This is a genomic window from Nonomuraea montanisoli (assembly GCF_013363975.1).
GTDB classification, from domain to species: domain Bacteria; phylum Actinomycetota; class Actinomycetes; order Streptosporangiales; family Streptosporangiaceae; genus Nonomuraea; species Nonomuraea montanisoli.
Map to the genome: position 1 here is coordinate 127,069 of NZ_JABWGN010000016.1, position 23,536 is coordinate 150,604.

The following is a 23,536-nucleotide window of genomic DNA, read 5'->3' on the forward strand; positions in this document are numbered from 1 at the left end:
CGATCGAGGCTATCGGAACAGTCCAGCCCCCAGGACCCGCTGACCACGTATCGAGACGCGATCACCCTCCTTAAGGGATATTTTTACGATTTTTCGTCATTTGGCCGAATATCTTGTGATCGGTCCAGAGTGATCAGGTCACAGGCGGTCCGGGCCCGGCAGGACGTCCTCCACCGCCCGCGCCAGCCGCACGCGCGCCGTGTGCAGCGGCGACGGCTCCTCGTCCCCCACCGGCAGGGCCGGCGCCAGCTCGTACGCGTCGTGGTACGCCGTCGCCAGCCGCACCGCGTACGCCGACCACGCGCGTTCCGCCCGTTCCCCCTTGGCCAGCCGCCCGGGCAGCTCGGCGAGGACCCGCAGCACCGCCCGGTCACGCGGATCGCGCAGCAGCTCCGGCCGGAACCCCTCCTCCGGCACCCCGAGGTCGCGTGCCCGGCGCCGCACCGCCACGGCCCGCGCGTGGGCGTAACGCACGGCGAAGCCGGGGTTGTCCCAGGTACGCGGGAAGTCGGGCCACGGGTCGGGCAGGGACAGCGGCCCGACCGTCTCGACCAGCCGGCCGGGCACCTCGACGACGATCCGCAGGAACCCGTTCGGACGCTCCTCCACGGCCGCCACGCCTTCGACGGCGCGCACCCGCGCGGCCAGCCCGTGGGCGGGCACGCCGAGCCTGCGGGCGGCGGCCGACAGGTAGGCGGCCTCGCGCTCCCAGGTGCCCTCGGGGGCCGGCGGCTCCCCGAGCACCTCGACGAGCCGCTGCTCAGGCGTCACGTCCCAAGCCTAGGAGGCGCGGTCACACCCCGAGCCCGGAGGCTCAGATGAGCGCGTGCGGCTCGGCCGAGCCGTACTCGACGAGGTGGGCGGCGCCCAGCAGCCAGCGGTCCTCGTCGCGCACCCGTACGTACCCGAAGCGGTCGGCCGAGAAGACCTTGACCCCGTCGGCGCGGCACCGGCGCATGAGCACGTCGTCCCAGCCGTCCGTGAGGTCGGCGAAGCCGAGCTGGCGCAGGGTGTTGCGGCGGGCCAGCAGCGTGGCGCCGGCCACCTCCGGCAGGTAGGTGTACTCGGCCTCGGGCTGCTTGAGCAGCGTGGCCTGCGGCTTGCGCAGGTGGGTGTAGTAGGCGGCCTTGCCGACGATGTCGGCCGTGCTGAACAGGAACGCGCGGCGCAGGTCGGCGAGGTAGTGCGTGCCGTAGACGTCGCGCGGGTCCATGACGCCCACGAGGTCGGCCTCGCACAGGTCGAGGCCGCGCCCGAGCATCGCCCCCGCCGACAGCGACGGGTCGAGGTGGCGGAAGACGACCTCGACGTCGGGCACGACGTCGGCGGCGCGCTGCTCGGCCTCGGGCGGCCCGAACACGATGAGCTGCGCCGGCCGTACCGACTGCCGGGCGACCTGGGCGAGCGCGTGCTCCATCAGGAAGCGGTCGAGGATCGGCAGCAGGAGCGAGACCTCCAGCGTGGCCCGGGCGCTGGGCAGGCCGATCCGCTCCAGCAGGTCGTCGACGCGCTCGGTCATGGTGCCGCCGTCGTAGGCGCGGCGCAGGGCGACGTGGGCGCGGCGGGTGTCGGCCTCGTCGCCGATGGGGGTGCCGCAGGCGGCGATCTCCGCCAGCCGCCACGGCGGGGTGCCGGGCGGGCAGTCCACGGCGGCGGGCCAGCGGTAGGAGGTGAGCACGTCGGGGTAGGCCAGGTGGCCGGGCAGGAGCTGCTCCAGCGTGAGCACCCGGTCGATGCGCCCGCCGGACAGCGGGATGGGGTTGTGCACCCGCGGCTGGACGCCGAAGGACAGGCGGGGCCAGCCGCTGGCGGGGTCGGCGCTGAAGCGGTGCTCGAACAGCGCGGCGGCGGCCCGATAAGGGGCCACGTCGCCGCCCGTGTGCCAGAACACCGTGCGGATGCCCCGCTCGGCGCACCAGGCGAGCAGCGCCCGCAGGCCCTCGCCGGGCTCGCCGGTGATCTCCTCGGCCCACGGGCCGCCCTTGACCGACTCGACGACGAGCAGGTGCGGCACCTCCTGTGGGAGGACGCGGGCGAAGTCGCGCGGGGTGAAGCCGGTCGTCTGCCGCCACTCGTAGCGCAGCAGCGCCTCGGCGTGCGGGTCGGCGATCACCGCCGCGGTGAGGTGGGGGCGGGTGTTGGGGCCGGTCGGTATCCGGTACGGCTTGAGCTTGAAGGAGTGGCCGCCGAGCGTGCGGGTGGAGGAGGTGGCCTGGTAGGCGGCGCCGGGCCGCTCGTCCTTGGCCCGCTGGACGGCGACCGGCCGGCGCTTGGGCGCGGTGGGCCGCTTGACCGGCTTGGCCGCGCCCTTGAGGCCCTTGGCCAGCAGGACGGGGTTGCTCTTGCCGCTCCGGATGGCGTCGCCGAGCCGGTTCCAGCGGGCGACCTTGATGGAGGAGAGCTTCCAGTTGGCCACCTCGGCCTGGTAGCGCTGCTCGGCGAGGTCCTTGCGCAGCTTCTCGGCGGCGGCCCGCTCGTCGGCCAGCAGCTCCTCGGCCTCGGCCAGCCGGTCGGCCAGCGCCTTGACCTCCTCGGTGCTCCGCTCGGCCTCGGCCAGGCGCGCCTGGGCCGCGTCGAGCAGGCGGGCCAGCTCGGCCGCGTGCTCCGCCTGGGCGATCGCGTCACGCAGCGCGCGCCTCGTGCTCTCCAGCTCAGTGCTCACCAGACCTCCGTTTGCCAGCCGGGCAAAGGATACTCTTCTGCGGAAGCGTCTCGAAGGGATGAGATCCGGTGCAGTTCAACGTGCGGCCCTACGTCTGCGGCGCTCTCGGCCGGATCGACCCCGTCGTGCTGGGCAAGCTCACAGGGGCCGGGCCGCGGGTGCGGCCGGCCCTGCAGGCCGACGGGGCCGCGCTGTTCAGCTCGGCGCCGCTGCCGCCGTACCACCGCGGTGAGGGCTCGTTCGCGTTCGCCTGGGGCGAGCGCAGGCCGTCCGGCGCCCCCGAGGCCGGCTGGATGGCCGTGGCGGAGACGTACGAGACGCCGGGCCTGATCGGCGCGGGCGAGCGGGTCACGCTGCACGCCGGGGCGCTGGGCCTGGTCGACGTCTACTACGTGCGGCTCGGCGAGGCCGTCTACTTCTCGTCGCTGATCCAGCCGCTGCTGGCGCTGGTGCCGGTGGAGATCGACTGGGAGGCGTGGGCGTCGATCATCCAGGTGACGTTCCCGCTGGGCGAGGCCACGCCGTTCGCGGGGATCAGGCGGCTGCCCGGGTCGAGCGCGCTGGTCTGGGACCAGGGGCGGCTGGCCACGGAGCGGCGGCTGCCGCGCTGGCTGCGCGGCGAGCCGTACGAGACGTGGATCAGCGCCGGCGAGCTGCTGGAGATCCTGCACGAGGTCTACAAGGACTACGAGGGCCGCAGGCTGCTCGTGCCGGTCAGCGGCGGCTACGACTCGCGGCTGCTGTGCGCGGTGGCCGTGGCGCGCGGCGCCGACGTGGAGTCGTGGACGACGAGCCCGGACGACGGGACCGACACCGACATCGCGTTCGCGCGGGCGATCACGCGCGAGCTGCGCGTCCCGCACCGGGTGATCACGCAGGACGCGGCCTCCTACCCCGGCGACGCCCGCGAGGTCGCGCGCCGGCTGGAGTACCTGACGCCGCACCACGCCTGGTACGCGCCGTTCGCCAAGGAGGTCCACGGGGCCGGACGGGTGCTGGTCGACGGCCTGGCGGGCGGCCCGCTGCTGAAGAACTTCATGGTCAGCGGCGCCGCGCTGGAGGCGACGTCGCAGGCCGAGCGCTCGGCCGCGATCCTGCGCTCGCTGAGCCTGGGCGAGCCGTCGCGGCCGTTCCTGTCGGAGCGGGCACACGAGTGGATCGAGGAGACGGTCCGGGAGCAGTTCGCCGCCGCGACCTCGATGCTCCACGGGCACCGGGCCGAGCTGCCGCTGTCGGTGCTGCACACGCGCACCGTGCGCGGCATCGCGCGCTCGGCGGTCAACCTGGTCGGGCCGGAGGCGTCGTTCGCGGCCCCGTTCATCCATCCCGACTTCTTCGACGCGGCGCTGTCGGTGGGCGTGGCCCGCAAGGACAAGGGCCGCTTCTACCGCGAGCTGCTGCACGCGGCCAACCCGCGCGTCGCGGCGCTGCCGTCCACGAACGTGGTCAAGCAGCCGCTGCAGCGGGTCCCGCTGCGCTCCACGGCCGCCCCCGCGCGGGCCTACGCGCACCAGATGCTGCAGACGGTCGCCGAGCGGGTGCCGGCGCTGCTGTCGGAGGAGCTGCACGAGGTGGTGTGGGGCGGCCCCGACGCGCTCACGCGCTTCGGCGGCTGGAACGACCGGTTCTGGGTGCGCGGGCTGGTGCTGCTGGGCCTCTGGCTGAACGACTTCGAGAACGATCTGGGCGAGCTGGCGCCACCTTTCTAGGCGTCACGCTTACCAGATGAACGCCCGGTAACAGGACGATTACATCTCGATCTCCAGGGGTAGAACGAGATCACAGCACAACCGGGTTCCGGAAAGCCGAGGGGCTGGTAGTGTTCGGCCCGTAAGCGCCGCACAAGCGGGCACCGGATCACAAATCCGGTCCCGTCGAGGGCATGGGGTTCGCAGGGATGACGACCCCAGGCGGCGCGGTCACCTATGACAACGCCGGGGAACCGGTGACTCCGTCCTGCCCACATCTCCTTCTGTGAGCGACACATGATCAACGCATCCCCATCGCCGGAGCCGATTCACGAGACGTTCGTCTCGGAAGATCCTCTCTGGTACAAGCGGGCGGTGTTCTACGAGGTTCTCGTCCGGGGGTTCAAGGACTCCAACGGCGACGGCACAGGCGACCTGCGCGGTCTCGTCGAGAAACTGGACTACCTCGAATGGCTCGGCGTGGACTGTCTGTGGCTGCTGCCGCTGTACGAGTCCCCGCTGCGCGACGGCGGCTACGACATCTCGGACTACATGAAGATCCTCCCCGACTTCGGGGACCTGGGAGACTTCGTCCAGCTCATCGAGTCGGCCCATGAGCGCGGCCTGCGCATCATCACCGACCTCGTGATGAACCACACGAGCGATCGGCACCCGTGGTTCCAGGCGTCCCGGCACGACCCCGAGGGTCCCTACGGCGACTTCTACGTCTGGGCCGACGAGCCGACGGGCTACCCCGACGCGCCGATCATCTTCATCGGGGCCGAGGAGTCCAACTGGACCTACGACCCGGTGCGCAAGCAGTACTACTGGCACCGGTTCTTCCACCACCAGCCGGACCTCAACTACGACAACCCGGCGGTGCAGGAGGCCATGCTGGAGGTGCTGAGGTTCTGGCTGGACCTCGGCATCGACGGCTTCCGCCTGGACGCCGTGCCGTACCTGTTCGAGCGCGAGGGCACGGCCTGCTCCGGTCTGCAGGAGACGCACGCGTACCTGAAGAAGGTTCGCGCCGAGGTCGACCGCCTCTACCCGGACCGGGTGCTGCTGGCCGAGGCCAACGGCTGGCCCGAGGACGTCGTCGAGTACTTCGGCGACCCCACCACGGGCGGCGACGAGTGCCACATGGCCTTCCACTTCCCGCTGATGCCGCGCATCTACATGGCGGTCAAGAAGCAGACGCGCGAGCCGATCTCCGAGATCATGTCGCGCACGCCGAAGCTGCCCGACAAGGCCCAGTGGGGCATCTTCCTCCGCAACCACGACGAGCTGACGCTCGAGACGGTGACGGAGGAGGAGCGCGACTACATGCACGCCGAGTACGCCAAGGACCCGCGCATGCGGGCCTACCTCGGCATCCGCCGCCGCCTCGCGCCGCTGCTCGACAACGACCGCGACCGCATCGAGCTGTTCACGGCGCTGCTGCTGAGCCTGCCGGGCTCGCCGGTCATGTACTACGGCGACGAGATCGGCATGGGCGACAACATCTGGCTGGAGGACCGCGACGCGGTCCGCACCCCGATGCAGTGGAGCCCCGACCGCAACGCCGGGTTCTCCACGGCCGACCCCGGCCGCCTCTACCTGCCCGCCGTCATGGACCCGATCTACGGCTACCAGGCGGTCAACGTCGAGGCCCAGCAGCGCAACCCCAGCTCGCTGCTGCACTTCACGCGCACCATGCTGGAGATCCGCCGCGACCACCCGGTGTTCGGCACCGGCTCCTACACCGAGATGTGGTCGTCCAACACGTGCGTGCTCACGTTCGTCCGCGAGGAGGGCGAGGACGTGATGCTGTGCGTGAACAACCTGTCGAAGTTCCCCCAGCCGGTGGAGCTCGACCTGCGCCGCTTCGCCGGGCTGACGCCGGTGGAGGCGCGGGGCGGGGTGCCGTTCCCCGTGATCGGTGAGACCCCGTACATGCTCACCCTGCCGGGCCACGGCTTCTACTGGTTCGCGCTGAAGTAGACGGCGGCGCGTACCGCGAGGAGGGGACAGGTGCCGGTCACCGCGAGGTGACCGGCACCTGCGCGCGTGCGGCCCGCCGGGCCGGGATGAGGGCCACCGCGAGCGAGGCCCCGACGGCCACGAGCACGGTCAGCGTCATCGTCAGCGCCGACGGGGTACGGCCGATGCCGGCCCCCACCCCGCTCGTGTGCCCCTGCAGGTCGATCAGGCCCGCCACCATCGACACCCCGGCCGCCGCGCCCACGGCGACGCCCACGACGACGAGCAGGCCGGTGCCCGTGACGAGCGTGGCCATGACCTGCCGGGGCGTCAGCCCCATGGCCTTGAGCACGGCCAGGTCGAAGGCGTGGTCGCGCAGGCCGAGCGCGCTGGCGGTGAGCAGGTTGGCCAGGCCGATCAGCGCGAGCACGACGATCAGGGCCACGATCACCACCCGGATCACCGAGAGCCGGTCGGCCGGGTTGACCACCCGCTGCACCTCCAGGCTCTCCCCCGAGGCGGCCAGCAGCCGCGTGCGCACCTCGGCCGGGTCGGCGCCGGGGCGCAGCGCCAGCGCGTAGTACTCCGGCGGCACCGCGTCCTTGTCGGCCAGGCTGTCGAGCCCCACCGACAGCACCTCGCCGTCGAGGTCGGGCTCGACGGCGCGGCCGACGATGCGCACGATGAGCGGCGAGCCGCCCACGGTGAGCCGCACGCGGTCGCCGATCCGCACGCCCAGCAGGTCGAGCAGCCCCTGCCCGGCCAGTGCCTCGCCGGGCCTGGCGAACATGCGGCCCTCGACCACGGGGAACGGGTACGGCGCGATGGTGCTGCCGAGCGCCCGCACCCGCACGGAGCGGGCCTCGCCGGGCGCCAGGGCGTTGACGTCGGTGCCCGGGTAGACGGCGCGCACGCCGGGGTCGCGGGACGCGATGCGCGCGGCCTGCGACGACTCCAGCTTGCCGGGGCGGACGTACAGGGAGGCGTGCTGGCCGACCTGCTCGGGATGGCTGAGGAAGTTGTCGAGCGTGGACCACACGCCCAGCCCGATCGTGATCATCATCATCGGCACGGCCAGCCCGAACGCGGTCAGGAACGCGGGCAGCCGCCGGGTGAAGGCGTCGCGGGTGCCGAGGACCAGGGCGGGCGGCAGCCGTACGAGCAGGGCCAGGCGGGCCAGCCGCGACAGGTGACCGCGCGGCGGGGCGGCCGGGACGTCGGGGATGGGCGGCGTGCGCCCGCCGCGCCAGGCGGGCAGCCCCACGGCGGCCAGCACGACGAGCGCGGTGCCGCCGACGATGGCGAGCACCGGTATGGGGGCGACGGAGGTGGTGCCGAGCACGGCGACCGTGCCCGCCCAGCCGGCCACGGCGCCGAGCGCGATGCCCAGCAGGGCGAGCGCCCCGTGCTCGGCGAGCAGCAGCAGCGTCACCTGGCCGCCGGTGAAGCCCATGGACTTGAGCGTGGCCAGGTCGCGGAGCTGGCCGAGCACCCGGCCGCCGGCCGCGTTGGCCAGGGCGAGCGCCGCGGCGACCATGCCGACCACGCCGAACAGCGCGAGCAGCGTGCCCAGCAGCCGGTTGTCGAGCTCCATGGCCGCCCGCACCTCGCGCCAGGTGTAGACGCGCTGGAGCTGGTCCTCCAGCGTCACGACGACGCGCTGCGAGACGATCTGCGCGGCCTCCGGGTCGGACAGGCGCAGCCCGGTCACCCATTCGCTGCGGCCGAGCATCGGCTCGATCCGGTCGAGCATGGACGGCAGCACCCAGGCGAGGCCGGGCGTCCACTCGGGGTAGAAGCCCTGGTCGGCCGAGTCGGCGATGCCGCGTACGTACAGGGTGTGGCGCTCGCCGCTGAGCGCGATGACCGTGAACGACGAGCCGGTGCGCAGGCGCAGCGCGGTCGCGAACGAGCGCTCGACCACGACGCCGTCGAGCTGGGACGCGTCGAGCCATTTGCCCTCGGTGACGACGGGCCGGGCGACCTGCGGGGCCTGCGAGGGCAGCGCGCGCAGCCCCGCGGGCTCCTTCTTGCCGCCGAGCGCGACGGTGACGGGCGCCGACCGGTACGGCCCGGCGACGCTGGTGACGCCGTCGATGGCGCCGATCTCGTCCGGCGGGCGGTCCTTGGTGTAGAGCCACACGTGGGCGCCGTTGGTCTGGGCGAACAGGCTGCGCCACGGGTTGGTGCCGTCCTCCAGGAGGGTGACGGCGGCGATGAGGGCGGCCACGATGCCGGCCACGAGCAGCACGGTCAGGACCGCCTGGCCCTTCCTGGCCCGCAGGTCGGCCGCGATCCACCGTCTCCCGGCGCGCACGGTGCTCATGCCGGTGGTCATCACGCGCGCTTCCGGGCGCTCGGCGCGGGCTTCCAGGGTGGTCATCGCAGGTCGATGACCTCGCCCGCGGTGCCGGTGCGGCGGCGCGCGATGCGGCCGTCGTCCACGATCTGCCCGTCGAACAGCGACACCAGGCGGTCGGCCAGGCTCGCCACCCGGGCGTCGTGGGTGACCATGACGATGGTCTGGCCCTGCTTGTGGACCTCGCCGAGCAGGCGCAGCACGTCGCGGGTGTTGCGGCTGTCGAGGTTGCCCGTGGGCTCGTCGGCCAGCAGCACGCTGGGCTTGTTGGCCAGCGCCCGGGCGAGGGCGACCCGCTGTTGCTCGCCGCCGGAGAGCTGGGCGGGCGCCGCGTCGGCCCGGTCGGCCAGGTTGAGGGCGGCGAGCAGGCTCTCACGCCGCTCGCGGGCCTCCTTGGGCGAGATCCCGGCCAGCAGGGCCGGCAGCTCGACGTTGTCGGCCACGGTCATGTTGGCCACGAGGTTGAAGAACTGGAAGACGAAGCCGACCTTCTCGCGGCGCAGCATCGCCCAGGCGCTCTCCGACAGCGTGTCGACGCGCTTGCCGTCGAGCCAGATCTCGCCGCTGGTGCGGGTGTCGAGGCCGCCGAGCATGTGGACGAGCGTGGACTTGCCGGAGCCGGAGGGGCCCATGATGGCGACGAACTCGCCCTCCTCCACCTCCAGGTCGACCCCCCGGACGGCCGGGACCGGCAGGGCGCCGCCGGAGTAGATCCTGACCAGGTTGACCGCCTTGAGGACGGCGCTCATGCGAGGTCCTCCTGGCAGCGCTCCAGCCAGTCGAGGTCGGCCTGCAGGTGCAGCATGGCGCCCTCGATGAGGAGCCCGGCCACCCGGTCGCGGGGGTCGGTGCGGGAGAGCAGGTCGTTCAAATCCGCCATGAGGGAAAGATAGTGCCGCCGCTGGCGGCTGATGAGAGCCATGCGGTCGGCGATGCCGGTGAGGGGGGCGAGGACGAGCTTCATGAAGAACTCGTCGCGCACCCGCGGCCCTTCGGTGGGCTCCTCGACCCATGCGGTCAGCGACTCGCGGCCCTTGGCGGTCAGGTAGTAGACCTTCTTGTTGGGCCGGTTGGACTGCTCGACGTCGACGGCCCTGACCAGCCCGTCCTTCTCCAGCCGGCCGAGCGTCACGTATATCTGGCCGATGTTGGGGGAAGGGTAGGCCGATCCGAAGGTCTGCTCCAGTGCCTGCTTCAGCTCGTAGCCGTGAGCCGGCTCCTTCGCCAGCAGGGCCAGCAGGTGAGGCCGCACGCCTCACCCCCTTCCCCGTTACGTGAGCGTTACGTGCCCATCCGTTGACCTCCACATTACTCGTATGCATAACATGAATGCATCTACCTAACACGTATGTAATCCCGAGAAACGTGGAGGTAACAGGGTGCTTCGCCCCGTTCCGATCGTGCTGGCCTTCCTTCTGGCGGCCGGATGCGCCGGGACGGGCGACGAGGGCGGTGGCGACACCGGGACCGGCGGCACGGGTCCCATCACGTTCGCCACCGGGCGCGACACCACGGCGTACCTGCAACCCCTGCTGGACCGCTGGAACCAGGCCCACCCGGCCGAGAAGGTGACGCTCCTCGAACTGCCCGAGGCCGCCGACGAGCAGCGCGCTCAGATGGTGGCCAACCTCCAGGCCCGCAGCAGCCGGTACGACGTGCTCGGACTGGATGTTGTGTGGACCGCGGAGTTCGCGGACAACGGCTGGATCATCCCCCTGGAGCGCGGGCTCTTCCCGCTCGACAGGTTCCTGCCGACGGCCGTCGAGACCGCGGTCTACAAGGACAAGCTCTGGGCGGTGCCGTACACGACCAACGCGGGGCTGCTCTACTACCGCACCGATCTCGTGAAGAAGCCGCCCAGAACCTGGGCGGAGCTTCGCGAACAGGCGCTATCAGTCACGAAAAAGCATGACATTGAGGGTTATGCCGGGCAGTTCCTTGCGTACGAGGGGCTGACCGTCAACTTCACCGAGGCCGTGCAGTCAGCGGGCGGGCAGGTCGTCAGCCCCGACGGCACGAAGGTGACGCTCGACCCGGCCAAGGCGAAAACCGCGCTGGAGTTCCTCCAGCGGGGGCTGCGCGAGGGCTGGATCCCCAAGGAGTCGCTCACCTACAAGGAGGAGGAGACCCGCCTGGCCTTCCAGGAGGGCAGGCTCGCCTTCGCCCGCAACTGGCCGCACGCCTACGGGCCGGCCATCGGGCGGATCGGCGGCAAGGTCGGCGTCACGCGGCTGCCGGGCCTGGACGGGCCCGGATCCAGCACGCTCGGCGGCGCCAACCTGGCCGTCAGCGCCTCCTCCAAGCACCAGCAGACGGCACAGGAGTTCATCCGTTACTTCACGGGCCTGGACAACGAGCGCCGGGTCCTCACCGAGGGGTCCTTCCCGCCGGTGTGGACCGAGCTGTACGACGATCCCGAGCTGATCAGGCGCTTCCCGTACCTGCCCGTGCTCAAGGAGAGCATCCTCGCCGCCAAGCTCCGGCCGGCGAGTCCCACCTACAACCAGCTGAGCCTGGTGATCGCCAGCTCGGTCGCCAAGGCCATCAGCCCTCCCTTCACCGAGTCCGCCGACGACGTCGCGGCCTCGATGAGATCCGAACTTGAAGAGATCATCAGAACCCAGTGAGGAAGTCATGGCAAAAGCCAGCGCAGCAGTCATCCTGGCCGGGCTCGCGGTAGCCGTCGCCGCCTGCGGCAACGCGCCGACGACGAGCGGGCCCGCGGCCTCCAGCTCTGCGAGCTCGGCGAGCACAGGCGGCGGCGGCAAGACCCTCGAAGGCGTCAAGCTCGAGGTGGCCGCCAAGTGGACCGGTGACGAGCAGAAGAACTTCGAGCAGGTGCTCAAGGCCTTCACCGAGAAGACCGGCGCCAAGGTCACCTACGCCTCCACCGGTGAGGACACCGGCGCCTACCTCGGCCCGCGCATCCAGGGCGGCAGCCCGCCCGACGTGGCCATCCTCCCGCAGCCCGGCCTGGTGCAGCAGTACGCCAAGCAGGGCGCGCTCAAGCCGCTGACCGACGCGGTGACCAAGGAGATCGACACCAACTACACCCCGTACTGGAAGGACCTCGGCTCCGCCGACGGCAAGGTGTACGGCGTGCTGATCAAGGCGGCGCACAAGTCGCTGGTCTGGTACCGCACGCAGGCGTTCCAGGACGCCGGCGTCCAGGAGCCGGCCACCTGGGACGACCTGATGAAGGCCGCGCAGACCATCGCCGACTCCGGCACCGCGCCGTTCTCCCTCTGCGGCGCGTCCGCCTGGACCCTGACCGACCTGTTCGAGAACATCTACCTCTCGACGGCCGGCCCCGAGAAGTACGACCAGCTCTCCAAGCACGAGATCCCGTGGACCGACCCGAGCGTGGCCACCGCGCTGGAGAAGATCGCGCAGATCGCCGGCAAGCAGGAGTTCATGGTCGACGGGACGTCCGGCACCATGCAGACCGACTTCCCGACCTGCGCCAACAAGGTCTTCGCCAACAAGAAGTCCGCCATGGTGATCGAGGCCGACTTCGTGGCCACCTCCGTCGCCCAGGCCAAGGGCAAGGTCGGCGAGGACGCCAAGGCCATCCCGTTCCCGAAGGCCGGCGACACCGCCCCGGTCGTCCTCGGCGGCGACGTCGCGGTCGCGATGAAGGACTCCCCCGGCGCCATGGCGCTGCTGGAGTTCCTCGCCTCCAAGGAGGGCGGCGAGATCTGGGCCAAGCTGCCCGGCTACCTGTCGCCCAACAAGAACGTCTCCCCCGACAACTACCCCGACGCGCTGACCAAGCAGCTCGGCCAGACGATCGTCTCGGCCGGCGACGCCGTCCGCTACGACATGTCGGACTTGGCGCCGAGCGCGTTCGGCGGCACCGACGGCAAGGGCGAGTGGAAGATCCTGCAGGACTTCCTGCGCAAGCCCACGGACGTCAAGGGCGCGCAGGCCGCGCTGGAGGCAGAGGCCAAGAAGGCCTGGAAGTAAAGAGGTAAGGCCGTGACCGAACGGTTGGACGGCCCGGCCCCGGCGGTGCCGCGCGAGGAGGAGACCTCGCGCGGCGGCGCCTCAGGACCGGCTGACACCCCCAGCACCAAGCTACGCCTCGGCCCCTCCCCGGCGGTCGCCATCGCCTTCCTCCTCCCGGCGGCCCTGCTGCTGGGCGTCTGGGTGGTCTACCCGATCGTCTACTCCCTGTTCCGCAGCCTCTTCGACGCCTCGGGCTCGGGGTTCGTGGGGCTGGGGAACTACGCCACGATCTTCACCGACGGCAGCATGCTCACCACGATCAGGAACAACCTGATCTGGGTGGTCGTGGCGCCGATCGTGGTCACCACGCTCGGGCTGATCTTCGCGGTGCTCACCGAGCGGATCCGGTGGGCGACGGCGTTCAAGCTCATCGTGTTCATGCCGATGGCGGTCTCGCTCATGGCCGCCGGCGTGATCTTCCGCCTGGTGTACGACGAGGCCCCGGACAGAGGCGTGGCCAACGCCATCCTCACGACCGTGCACGACACGTTCTCCTCCTCGCAGGGCTACCCGGAGGCGCGTCCCCGCGAGGGCGCCCAGTCGGCGGTGGCCGCGCAGGACGGCGGAGTCGTCACCAAGCAGCCCGCGCAGGCGGGACAGCCGGTGCTGATCCCGATCGTGGGCGTCAAGCCCGCGACCATGCCCGGGAACGCCCGGCCCGCCAAGGCGGTCACGGGCGGCGGCGGCCTGGCCGGCACGGTGTGGTTCGACTTCACCCCCGGCGGCGGGGGCGCACCGAACCAGGTCGACTCGGGCGAGAAGGGCCTGCCCGGCATGACCGTGGAGGCGGTCAAGGACGGCAAGGTGGCCGGCACCGCCACGACGGCCGAGGACGGCTCGTTCCGCTTCGAGGGACTGCCCGCCGGCTCGTACGTGGTGCGGCTGCCGCAGGACAACTTCAAGGCCGCCTACAACGGCCTGACCTGGCTCGGCCCGACGCTCATCACACCGGCGATCATCGGCGCGTTCGTCTGGGTGTGGGCCGGGTTCGCGATGGTGCTCATCGCGGCGGGCCTGGCGGCCATCCCGCGTGACGCGCTGGAGGCGGCCCGCATCGACGGCGCGACGGAGTGGCAGGTGTTCCGCCGGATCACGATCCCGCTGCTGTCGCCGGTGCTGCTGGTCGTCTTCGTCACCATGATCATCAATACGCTGAAGGTCTTCGACCTCGTCTTCATCATCGCGCCGTCCTCGGTCCAGCCGCAGGCGAACGTGGTCGCGCTGGAGATGTGGCGGGTGGCCTTCGGCGGCGGCAACAACCAGGGGCTCGGCAGCGCGCTGGCGATCTTCCTGCTCATTCTGGTCCTGCCTTTCATGATCATGAACATCCGCAGGTTCAGGAGGGAGAACGCATGACGACCGCGACAGCCACGGCCGCTCCCGCCGGCCTGCACGCGGGTGCCCCCCGCAGGGGCCTGGTCAGCAAGATCGTGGACCGCCTCGGCAGCGGCGTGATCCAGGTCGTCATGGTGCTGCTCGGCCTGTTCTGGCTGGTGCCCACGATCGGCCTGTTCGTCGTCTCGCTGCGCACGGTGGACGTCAACAACGCCGAGGGCTGGTGGACGGTCTTCACCAAGCCGGCCGAGCTGACCATCAAGAACTACAGCGACCTGCTGGCCAGCGGCTTCACCTCGTCGTTCTGGAACACCGTGGCGATCACGGTGCCGACCACGATCCTGGTGATCGGCATCGCGGCCATGGCGGCCTACGCGTTCGCGTGGATGGAGTTCAGGGGCCGCGACACGCTGTTCCTCATCGTGGTCGGGCTGCTCATCGTGCCGATCCAGATCGCGCTCATCCCGATCGCCAAGATGTACGGCGACATGGGGATCTTCGGCTCGATCCCCGGCGTGGTGCTGTTCCACACGGCCTTCGGCCTGCCATTCGCGATCTTCCTGCTCCGCAACTTCTTCGTCGGCATCCCGGCCTCGCTGCTGGAGGCGGCCCGGATGGACGGCGCGCCGGAGTGGAAGATCTTCGTGTCGGTGGTGTTCCCGCTGGGCAAGCCGGCGATCGCCTCGCTGGGCATCTTCCAGTTCCTGTGGGTGTGGAACGACATGCTCATCGCGCTGGTCTTCGCGAACACCGACAGCCAGCCGATGACCAAGGCCCTGCAGTCGCAGATGCGGCAGTTCGGATCCAACGTGGACATCCTGTCCTCGGGGGCGTTCCTGTCGCTGATCGTCCCGCTGATCCTGTTCTTCGCCTTCCAGCGGTACTTCGTCCAGGGCATGATGGCCGGCTCCGTCAAGTAGCCGGTCCTTCGAAAGCGGGCGCTCGCATCTCACAGGGGCTGCGGGCGCCCGCTCCGTCGTGCTCTGTGATCATTCCGGTACGGCCGGAGCGCCCGATTCGGGCACGGGCCGCACCAGACCTGGATAGGCTGATCGGCCATGGCAGGTCGTCCCCTGAACGAAGTCGTCGAAGCCGGATGGGCCCAGGCACTGGAGCCCGTCGCCGAGCAGATCGCCCACATGGGCGAGTTCCTGCGCAACGAGATCAACGAAGGCCGGCAGTACCTCCCCTCCGGGGCCCACGTGCTGCGCGCCTTCAGCCAGCCCTTCGACGAGGTCAAGGTGCTGATCGTCGGGCAGGACCCCTACCCCACGCCCGGGCATCCCATCGGGCTGTCCTTCTCCGTCGCCCCCGACGTGCGGCCCATCCCGGGCAGCCTGGTCAACATCTACAAGGAGATGGAGACCGACCTGGGGCTCCCACGTCCCGCGAACGGCGACCTCACCCCGTGGGCCGAGCAGGGCGTCCTGCTGCTCAACAGGGTGCTCACCGTGATGCCCGGCAAGCCCGCCTCCCACCGCGGCAAGGGCTGGGAGGAGGTCACCGAGCAGGCCATCCGCGCCCTCGTGGCCCGCGACAAGCCGATGGTCGCGATCCTGTGGGGCCGTGACGCCCGCAACCTGGCGCCCATGCTCGGCCAGGTGCCGCGCATCGAGTCGGCCCACCCGTCGCCGCTGTCGGCGCGCAACGGTTTCTTCGGGTCGCGGCCGTTCAGCCGGGCCAACGAGCTGCTCATCCAGCAAGGCGCGACCCCGGTCGAGTGGAAGCTGCCCTAGCATCGTCGCCATGAGCGATAACGAGAAATTCCTGCGTCTCACGGTCGAGCTGACCGTCGAGGTGCTCGACGTCAACGCGCTGCAGGCCGCCGCGCTCGCCGAGATCCGGCATCCGGACGCCGACCTGTCCGACGAGGAGCGGGCCGAGCAGGCCGAGCTGGTCTCCTCCGACGAGACCGGCGCCTCCGCGCTGCAGTGGCTCATCGAGCCCGACCACGTGCTCCAGCTCGTGGACCACATCGACGAGATCGAGCCCCGCGAGGCCATGCTGGGTGTCGAGCCGTCCGAAGCGCCCGAGGACGACGAGGACGACGAGGAGCATGCGCACGCCTGACATCGGCAGCCGGTCACGGCGCTGAGGCGCGCCGTGACCGGCCGTCAGGCCGGCGAAGAGTCCGGGCACGGGGTCGTCCGTGCCCGCCCGCACGAGAGGGCACGCTGTGATCGTCGCGTTCTCCATCACCCCGCTGGGCGTCGGCGAAGGGGTCGCCGAGCCGGTGGCGCGCGCCGTCAAGGTGGTCAGGGAGAGTGGGCTGCCGAACCGCACGGACGCCATGTTCACCACGATCGAGGGCGAGTGGGACGAGGTGATGGCCGTCGTCAAGCGCGCCGTGGACGCGGTGGCGGAGGTCGCGCCCCGGGTCAGCCTCGTCCTGAAGGCCGACCTGCGCGAGGGCGTCACGGACGGGATGACGAGCAAGCTCGAATCCCTGGAACGCCACCTTTCCTAGCCACTTCCCGAAGGCCCTGGCCACATCCCGGGGCCTTCCCAAGAGCCTCGGTCCCTCGCGGGAACCCTGACACCATCGCGCGAGCCCTGCCTCCTTCGAGGAGGTCTTGGCACCTTCCCTGCAGCGCCTGAGACGCTTCCCGGGAGTCTCCACTCTCACTCAGAGCCTGCCTGCCTTCCTGGGAGCGACCCGAGCCTGCCCGCCCGAGAGCCACTGCCTGTGCCTGGGAGACCGCGTGCCCGGCACTGTGGGCCCAGGCACCTCTCGCGGGCGGGCACGTACTCACAGGCGGACGCGCAGGTCTCGCAGATGGGTGAACCTCCTGGGCCTACGGGGGACCTCCGCACGGAAACGCGATATGTCTTGACCGCCCACGCCAACGCGACATATCGTGTCTCTTGACGACGCGAACGCGATATTACGCGTCCCTCGACCTTCGCGCATCCCCTGAGAGGTGGACATGAAGCACGAGCGAGTGCCCGTCCTGATCGTCGGCGGCGGCTACGCCGGGCTGAGCGCGGCCATGCTGCTCGCGTGGCGGCAGATCCCCGTCATGCTCGTCGAGCGGCACCCCGGCACCTCGATCCAGCCCAAGGCGTTCGGAGTCGGCCCGCGAGCCGTCGAGCTGCTGCGTCCCGTGCCCGGCGTCGAGCACGCCCTCGGCCAGATCTGGGAGGGCATCGGCGACGACATGCGCATCGCCATCGCCCCCAGCCTCAGCTCCCCGAACCCCCAAATGATCATGTCGAGCGAGGACGACGAACTGGGCTTCCTCTCCGAGATCACCCCCGCGATCCAGGTGGGTGCCCCGCAGGCCGAGATCGAGCGCGTGCTGCGCGCCAAGGCCGAGGAACTGGGCGCCGACCTGCGCTTCTCCACGGAGCTGGTCACGCTCGACCAGGACGGCGAAGGCGTGACGGCGGTCATCCGGTCGGACGGCGTCGACAGCATGGTCCGGGCCGACTACGTGGTGGCCGCCGACGGCTACCGCAGCCCACTGCGCCAGGCGCTCGGCATCCCCACCGCGGGCAAGGGCTCGCTCGGGCACATGTTCTCGATCATGTTCGACGCGGACCTGAGCGGGCTCGTCCGCGAGCGCGAGGTCACGCTGTGGTACCTGCAGAACGACGTGTTCACCGGCGTGATCGTCACCGGCACCGGCGTCGGCGCGCACGTCGTGGGCATCAACTACGACCCCGACAAGGGCGAGAGCGCGGCCGACTTCACCCCCGAGCGGTGCGTGGAGCTGGTGCGCGTCGCCACCGGCGTGCCGGACCTCGACGTGCGGATCCTGGACACGGCCTCCTTCACCCTGGCGCACATCCTGGCCGAGCGGTACCGGCACGGCCGGGTGTTCCTGGCCGGCGACGCGGCCCACACCATGCCGCCCACGGGCGGGCAGGGCGGCAGCACGGCGCTGCAGGACGGCTGCGACATCGCCTGGCGGCTCTGGCTGGTCCTCACCGGCCAGGCCGGGCCCGGCTTCCTCGACACGTACGACGCGGAGCGCCGCCCCATCGGCACCCTGACCGCCGACGCGCAGCTCGCCAACCTCGGGGTGCGGATGCCGCCCTCCCAGCGCGTCGACTACCCGGAGCCGCTGGAGGACTACGTCCCGGCCCTGATCGGCTACCGCTACCACTCGACGGCCGTCGTGACGGAGCCCGGCGACGACGGCTCGCTGCTGGAGGACCCGCGCGTGCCCACCGGCCGGCCCGGCGGCAGGGCCCCGCACGTCGCCCTCGACTGGGACGGGCAGCGGATCTCCACGATCGACCTGTTCGCGTCGGGGTTCGTGCTGCTGGCCGGGCCGAAGGGGCGGGCCTGGACGGACGCCGGGCGCCGGGTGCAGGAACAGCTCGGGATCCAGCTCACGCGGGTCGTGGTGGGCGACGAGCTGACGGACGTGGAGGGGGCCTTCGGCAAGAGGTACGGCGTGGGCGAGGGCGGCGTCGTACTGGTGCGGCCTGACGGATACGTGGCCTGGCGCTCCCCGGAGCCGGACCCCGCGCCGGCGGCCACGCTGGAGCGCGTCCTGCGCCAGGTCCTCAGCCGCTGACCGGCCCCCCTCCGTCAACGGGTCGCTTCACACGTTCCGACCACGCCCGGACCAGTCGTGTCACCATGCCCGAATCACCCGAATCAGTCGTGTCAGCCGTGCCCGAAGCAGTCGTGTCACCCGCGCCCGAAACGCTCGCACCACCCGCACCCGGACCAGTCGCATCACCCGCGCCCGAAACGCTCATGTCATCCGTGCCCGGATCAGTCGGGTCGGTGGGCCGTGCGGTCGCGCCTCCGACCCACCGCGCGATCCCCCACGGCCGCTCGTCCCCTGCTCGATCCGGGCACGGAGCCTGCCCGAGGAGATAGTTCGTGAGCCCGATGGCCGCGGCGAGATGTCTCATTCCTGAGAACGTAGAGAACATCTGGCTCAGGGATATAGTCCAGATCCATGGAAGATGAGTGGTCCAGATGGGGGCTGGATCTCCACGTCCATCTCCGGCCCGGCACAGGGCACGGTCTGCGCACCGGGCTCGAACACGCCCTGCGTGACGCCGTGCGCAGCGGCCGGCTCCGCTCGGGAACACGGCTGCCGTCGTCGCGGGCGCTGGCCCGCGACCTCGGGATCGCCCGCGGCACCGTCACCCAGGCACTGGACCAGCTCGTCGCCGAGGGATATCTGGAGTCGAAGCCGCGCTCGGGCATCCGCGTCGCTCCCCAGCCCGCCGCGCCGCCCGCGGAGATCGCGCCCCCGTCCCACGCCACCCTGCGGCCCGTACGGGGGATCGATCTCCGCTCCGGCTTTCCGGACCTCGCCGCGTTCCCGCGACGCGAGTGGCTCGCCGCCACCCGGCACATCCTGCAGACCGCCCCCAACACCGCGTTCGGCTACCGCGAGCGAGCGGGCGCCGTCGAGCTGCGGCAGGCGCTGGCCGAGTACCTCGGCCGGGCCCGTGGCGTCAGCACCACGCCCGACCACATCGTGGTGTGCGCCGGTTACGCCCACGCGTTGCGCCTGGTGTGTCAGGTCCTCCGGCATCATCACGGCGGCTCCGCGGGCGCGTTCGCCTTCGAGGACCCCACCGAGCCCGACCACCCCGCGCTCGTCGAACAGCTGGGACACCGGGCGCGGCGCATCCCCGTCGACCGGGACGGGCTGATCGTCGAGGGGCTCACGGACGAGAGCGCCGTCGTTGTCACCCCAGCCCACCAGTACCCGCTCGGGGTCACGCTGAGCCCCGCCCGCCGCGTCGAGCTGGTGTCCTGGGCCAGGCGAACCGGCGCGTTCATCGTGGAGGACGACTACGACGGCGAGTTCCGTTACGATCGCCAGCCCGTCGGCGCGCTTCAGGGCATGGCGCCCGACCGGGTCATCTACGCCGGAACCGCCAGCAAGACCATCGCCCCGGGCCTGCGCCTGGCCTGGCTCGTCCTGCCCGGCGGCCTGCTCGGCGCGCTGCGGGAGGCGACGCGCTGGGACGAGTCCTCGGTCAACGTCATCGACCAGCTCGTGCTCGCGCGGCTCGTCCAGACGGGCGAACTCGACCGGCACGTGCGCCGCTGCCGAGCCCGCTACCGCCGGCGACGCGACCTCCTCGGCCAGGCCGTCGCCCGGCACCTGCCGCACGGACGTCTCTCCGGCATCGCCGCCGGCCTGCACGCCGTCCTCCGCCTCCCCGCCGGGTCGGACCACGAGGGCCCGCTTCTCGGCCACCTGGCCGCACGCGGCATCCATGTCGAAGGCATCTCGCCCTTCTACCAGCGGCCGGAGCAGTCCCCGCTCGCCATCGTCATCGGCTACGCGACCCCAGCCGAACACGCCTATGGCGGCGCCCTCAGCGCGCTCGTCGACGCCCTGCGGGAACGCATGCCGGCGATCGAGCTTCAGCCGAGGTCGGGATGAGGGACGTAACGGTCGGGACGGATCAGGGAGAGGGCGCCGTCGTCGGCCATGAACGTGTCCAGGTCGCCGATCCTCCACCCGGCCTCGACCAGCAGCGACACGAGCGGGTGCACGCCCGGCACCGCGATCCGGGCCTGTTGTGGCGCCCCTTCGGCCGGGGCCGGTTGTGGCGTCCCTTCGCCCCGAGCCACTTGCGACGCCCCTCCGGCGCGAGCCACTTCCGGCGTCTCTTCGATCCGGGCCACTTTTGGCGCCCTCTCAGCACTGCTCGCCAGGGCCGTCGCGGCGAGCGCGCCGAGCACCGCCTCCGTGCAGTCTCGTGGCGTCGCACCGCCGGCCGGGCCGATCTCGACGTCGCCGCCGCTCACCCTGACGAAGGCGTACCCGTGGCCGGTCGTGTAGAGGGTGACGCCCGGTATGGAGGCATACCAGGCGAGTGTGCCCGTCCGCGACCCGCCTCCGGCGCGCGCGTCGAGCTCCGCGACGTCCTCCGGGCGCGCCTCCTCGACCGGCAGGCCAACGAGTCCAGAGGCCGAGCTGGGCGGTCCTGAGGCGGAGCTGGGCAGCCCTGAGGCAGGGCCGGACAATCCTGAGGCGGAGCCGGACACTCCTGAGACAGGGCCAGGCAGCCCTGAGGCGGAACCGGGCAGCCCCGAGGAAGGGCCGATCAGCCCTGAGGCGGGACCGATCAGCCCTGAGGCGGGACCGATCAGCCCTGAGGCGGGACCGATCAGCCCTGAGGCGGGACCGGGCAATCCTGAGGCAGGGCCGGTCAGGTAGAGCAGTGGGCACCAGGGGCGCAGGCCGTACCGGATGTACAGGCTCATGGCGCGGGGGTCCGAGGAGGCGAAGGTGACTTTCGGTCCGTCTCCTCCCAGCAGCTCCGCGAGGAGGCTGCGCCCCACGCCGGACGACTGGTGCTCGGGCAGCACGAACAGGTCGCCCAGGTGCGTGACGGCGCCGCGGCGCAGCGTGCCGCCGAAACCCCGGGCCTGCCCGTTCGCCGTGGGGGCGAGGACGAGCTTGCCGAAGGCCCGTTCGGCGTCGAGGAAGTCCGGGGCCGAGGGCCAGCCCCGTAGCAGCCCGAACCGCTTGGCCACCGCCCGCACGGCGGGCATGTCGTCCTCTTCCGCGCCCCGCACGATGTCTTCTGCCACGTCTTCTCCACACTGTCTCGGGGGCTCATCTCATCATCGAGGAGGTCGTGGGGGCGTCACCGGGCAGATCGTGGGCGAATCAGGAAGGGTGCCTTTCTCGCACCTTGGCCAGCCTGCCGGGCGCGCCGGCCCCCTCGCGCCTTGGCGCAGCCCGCTCACACCTTGGCGCAGCCCGCTCGCATCTTGACGCGGCCCCGCATCCTGGTGCGCTCATGCCGGGGCCTTGTTCATGCTGGGGCTCCTCCTCAGAGTTAGGGCCTGCGCCCAGGACATGTGGCCTCTGCTCAGGTGGGCCGGCCCCTCGTGGTGAGCTCGCGCCACCAGATGAGCAGCCAAGGTGAGCTGGCGCCACAAGGTGGGCAGCTCAAGTCGCCGCGTAATGCTCTGGCGCCGGTAAGCAACACCCCACGGGGATCCACGGTGAGCCAGCGACGCAGAGCGAGCTGCGCCGCGTGGCGGACCGCGCCGCGTGGCGGGTCAGGCTGCGAGGGGGTACGGGGTGGTGCCGGGCCGGGGTGGGCTTGCCTCCTGGGTGGCGCAGAGCCAGTCGTTCAGTGAGCCGGTGAAGCCCGAAGGCGGGCCGAGCTTGAGGCAGGTCGCCTGGCCTGTTCCTGAGACCGGGGCGACTTTGAGGCGGCGGACGCTTCCCGGTCTGCCCATGGCGGGGGGCTCCGTTTCGCAGGGCGTCAGGCGTACGTCGAACGACGGCCCGGCGAGGGCGGACGAGGTGGCGGACCGCGAGGCGGTGATGGCGGAGGAGACTCCTGCGGTCCACGGGGCTTGGCGGTGTGACGATGTCGCCGCCGGGTCGGTCGTCTCGGGCGGTTCGCTCCACGCCATGGGGTCGCCTGGCGGGCTGATGTGCAGGTGGTCGTCGATCAGACGGACGTCGGCTCTCGGGTGTGTCGCGAGGAACGCCATGTGGTCGGCCAGCAGATGGTGCGCCACCGTACGCAGAAGGTTGGTGGCGCACAGCGTGTGGGCGCAGGCGGCGCCGTCGATGGTGATCTCCGGCAGCGCGAAGCGGCGCAGCCCTCGCGAGGTGACCCGCAGGCAGTCGCACGCCGCCGTGTCCGCCGGGTCCCACGGCGGGCAGGTGGCGTCGTCGTGGACCTGGACGTCCCAGCCCAGCCAGTCGTCGGCGAGCCGGAAGACCACGGGCTCGTCGGGGCACCGGTCACAGCTCGGCACCGTCGACCCCGTCAGCGGGTCGACGACCAGGCCGCCGCACTGCCGGGCCAGGGCACGGGCCGTGGCGCGGGCGGTCTGGGCGCTGCCGGGGAGCTGGTGCGGGGGCGCGGTCGAGGAGACGACGAGGTGCTGTTTGGCGCGCCGCAGCAGCCGGCGTTCGTCGTGGTGCAGGAAGCGGCATCCGTCGTGGTGCGAGATCCAGCGCTCGTCGTGGTTTGGGAGCCGGCCCTCGTCGTGGTGCGAGAGGCGGCCCTTGTTCGGGTGCCAGCGTCCGTCCTCGTCAGGGTGTCCGCTCCGACGCTCGTCAGGGTGCGGCGTTCCGTGCTCTTGGGGCAGGGGGAACCGTGGGTCGGCGCCGGGGATTCGGTGCTCGGGGTGGTGAGCGGGGTGGTGAGCGGCCTGGCGTTCGTCGGCGCCCGGGATCCGCCGTCCGGCATACGACCCACTCTGGCGTGCGTCGGGGTGGGGCGAGCCGGCTCTGTGCGGCGGTGGGGTCGGCCGCCGGGGCGCTCTGCTCCCCGGTGGGGTGGTGACGCCTCTCCACGGGGTCGGGTGGTGCGTGACCTCCAGGCCGGGCGTGCCGTAGGCGGTCATGGCGGCCTTGCGGTACGGCTTGGCGACCCGCCACGGCACCAGGTCGGGGATCGGGCACGGCAGGCGCTCGATGGCGACGACGAACCGGCTCGTCAGAGCCACGGGCAGCGGCAGGGGGATCTTCATGAGGGCCTCCGGGGTGGGTGAGGCCCTCAGCTTGGCGAAGGGGTGGGAGGGGCAGGGGTGCCGAGCGCGGTTCTGTGGATGGT

General features: G+C 71.4%; 18 protein-coding genes. 11 read left to right on the forward strand and 7 right to left on the reverse strand.

The window, feature by feature from the left end:
• Nucleotides 1-138: 138 nt before the first annotated feature.
• Together HTZ77_RS48480 and HTZ77_RS35340 are read right to left on the reverse strand one after the other, a co-directional pair.
• Nucleotides 139-771 carry a DALR anticodon-binding domain-containing protein gene (locus HTZ77_RS48480; protein ID WP_175594094.1) on the reverse strand — a complete coding sequence of 211 codons (633 nt, stop codon included), beginning with the start codon at nucleotides 769-771 and terminating at the stop codon, nucleotides 139-141.
• A 43-nt stretch (nucleotides 772-814) separates the two neighbouring features.
• Nucleotides 815-2,662: a hypothetical protein gene (locus tag HTZ77_RS35340; RefSeq protein ID WP_175594095.1), complete on the reverse strand. Its 1,848-nt coding sequence runs from the start codon at nucleotides 2,660-2,662 to the stop codon at nucleotides 815-817.
• A gap of 68 nt (nucleotides 2,663-2,730) precedes the next feature.
• Here HTZ77_RS35340 and HTZ77_RS35345 point away from each other — a divergent pair, with 68 nt between their 5' ends.
• Together HTZ77_RS35345 and treS are read left to right on the forward strand one after the other, a co-directional pair.
• Entirely contained in the window at nucleotides 2,731-4,371 is a 1,641-nt protein-coding gene (locus HTZ77_RS35345; RefSeq protein WP_175594096.1) for an asparagine synthetase B family protein, read from the forward strand.
• A gap of 276 nt (nucleotides 4,372-4,647) precedes the next feature.
• On the forward strand, nucleotides 4,648-6,333 hold the full coding sequence (gene treS, locus HTZ77_RS35350; protein ID WP_175594097.1) for a maltose alpha-D-glucosyltransferase: 1,686 nt from the start codon (nucleotides 4,648-4,650) through the stop codon (nucleotides 6,331-6,333).
• A gap of 37 nt (nucleotides 6,334-6,370) precedes the next feature.
• Here the strand turns inward: treS and HTZ77_RS35355 are convergent, their stop codons facing one another.
• Genes HTZ77_RS35355 through HTZ77_RS35365 form a run of 3 tightly spaced genes read right to left on the reverse strand, consistent with a single transcriptional unit; the run spans nucleotide 6,371 to nucleotide 9,923 of the window.
• Entirely contained in the window at nucleotides 6,371-8,695 is a 2,325-nt protein-coding gene (locus HTZ77_RS35355; RefSeq protein ID WP_235995624.1) for an ABC transporter permease, read from the reverse strand.
• Entirely contained in the window at nucleotides 8,692-9,420 is a 729-nt protein-coding gene (locus HTZ77_RS35360; protein WP_175594098.1) for an ABC transporter ATP-binding protein, read from the reverse strand. The genes HTZ77_RS35355 and HTZ77_RS35360 overlap by 4 nt, the downstream gene beginning before the upstream one ends.
• Nucleotides 9,417-9,923 carry a PadR family transcriptional regulator gene (locus HTZ77_RS35365; RefSeq protein WP_175594099.1) on the reverse strand — a complete coding sequence of 169 codons (507 nt, stop codon included), beginning with the start codon at nucleotides 9,921-9,923 and terminating at the stop codon, nucleotides 9,417-9,419. The genes HTZ77_RS35360 and HTZ77_RS35365 overlap by 4 nt, the downstream gene beginning before the upstream one ends.
• A 127-nt stretch (nucleotides 9,924-10,050) precedes the next feature.
• Here HTZ77_RS35365 and HTZ77_RS35370 point away from each other — a divergent pair, with 127 nt between their 5' ends.
• From HTZ77_RS35370 to pdxR, 9 genes are all read left to right on the forward strand, one after another.
• Complete coding sequence (locus HTZ77_RS35370; protein ID WP_328808953.1) at nucleotides 10,051-11,298, forward strand: ABC transporter substrate-binding protein; 1,248 nt, start codon at nucleotides 10,051-10,053, stop codon at nucleotides 11,296-11,298.
• Between the two features lie 7 nt (nucleotides 11,299-11,305).
• Nucleotides 11,306-12,637 carry an ABC transporter substrate-binding protein gene (locus tag HTZ77_RS35375; protein ID WP_175594100.1) on the forward strand — a complete coding sequence of 444 codons (1,332 nt, stop codon included), beginning with the start codon at nucleotides 11,306-11,308 and terminating at the stop codon, nucleotides 12,635-12,637.
• Between the two features lie 12 nt (nucleotides 12,638-12,649).
• Complete coding sequence (locus HTZ77_RS35380) at nucleotides 12,650-14,035, forward strand: ABC transporter permease (protein ID WP_175594101.1); 1,386 nt, start codon at nucleotides 12,650-12,652, stop codon at nucleotides 14,033-14,035.
• Entirely contained in the window at nucleotides 14,032-14,934 is a 903-nt protein-coding gene (locus HTZ77_RS35385; RefSeq protein ID WP_175594102.1) for a carbohydrate ABC transporter permease, read from the forward strand. The genes HTZ77_RS35380 and HTZ77_RS35385 overlap by 4 nt, the downstream gene beginning before the upstream one ends.
• A gap of 138 nt (nucleotides 14,935-15,072) precedes the next feature.
• The gene (locus tag HTZ77_RS35390; RefSeq protein ID WP_175594103.1) at nucleotides 15,073-15,750 is read left to right on the forward strand and encodes a uracil-DNA glycosylase; all 678 of its coding nucleotides are present in this window, start codon (nucleotides 15,073-15,075) and stop codon (nucleotides 15,748-15,750) included.
• A gap of 10 nt (nucleotides 15,751-15,760) precedes the next feature.
• Nucleotides 15,761-16,084: a hypothetical protein gene (locus tag HTZ77_RS35395; RefSeq protein ID WP_175594104.1), complete on the forward strand. Its 324-nt coding sequence runs from the start codon at nucleotides 15,761-15,763 to the stop codon at nucleotides 16,082-16,084.
• A 106-nt stretch (nucleotides 16,085-16,190) separates the two neighbouring features.
• A complete protein-coding gene (locus HTZ77_RS35400; RefSeq protein ID WP_175594105.1) occupies nucleotides 16,191-16,481 on the forward strand; it encodes an MTH1187 family thiamine-binding protein in 291 nt (96 codons plus the stop codon).
• Nucleotides 16,482-16,941: 460 nt separating this feature from the next.
• Nucleotides 16,942-18,540: an FAD-dependent monooxygenase gene (locus HTZ77_RS35405; RefSeq protein ID WP_175594106.1), complete on the forward strand. Its 1,599-nt coding sequence runs from the start codon at nucleotides 16,942-16,944 to the stop codon at nucleotides 18,538-18,540.
• A 393-nt stretch (nucleotides 18,541-18,933) separates the two neighbouring features.
• Nucleotides 18,934-20,385 carry a MocR-like pyridoxine biosynthesis transcription factor PdxR gene (gene pdxR, locus HTZ77_RS35410; RefSeq protein WP_175594107.1) on the forward strand — a complete coding sequence of 484 codons (1,452 nt, stop codon included), beginning with the start codon at nucleotides 18,934-18,936 and terminating at the stop codon, nucleotides 20,383-20,385.
• Here the strand turns inward: pdxR and HTZ77_RS35415 are convergent.
• On the reverse strand, nucleotides 20,367-21,542 hold the full coding sequence (locus HTZ77_RS35415) for a GNAT family N-acetyltransferase (RefSeq protein WP_175594108.1): 1,176 nt from the start codon (nucleotides 21,540-21,542) through the stop codon (nucleotides 20,367-20,369). The genes pdxR and HTZ77_RS35415 overlap by 19 nt on opposite strands.
• A 477-nt stretch (nucleotides 21,543-22,019) precedes the next feature.
• Complete coding sequence (locus HTZ77_RS35420; RefSeq protein ID WP_175594109.1) at nucleotides 22,020-23,453, reverse strand: hypothetical protein; 1,434 nt, start codon at nucleotides 23,451-23,453, stop codon at nucleotides 22,020-22,022.
• Nucleotides 23,454-23,536 lie beyond the last annotated feature (83 nt).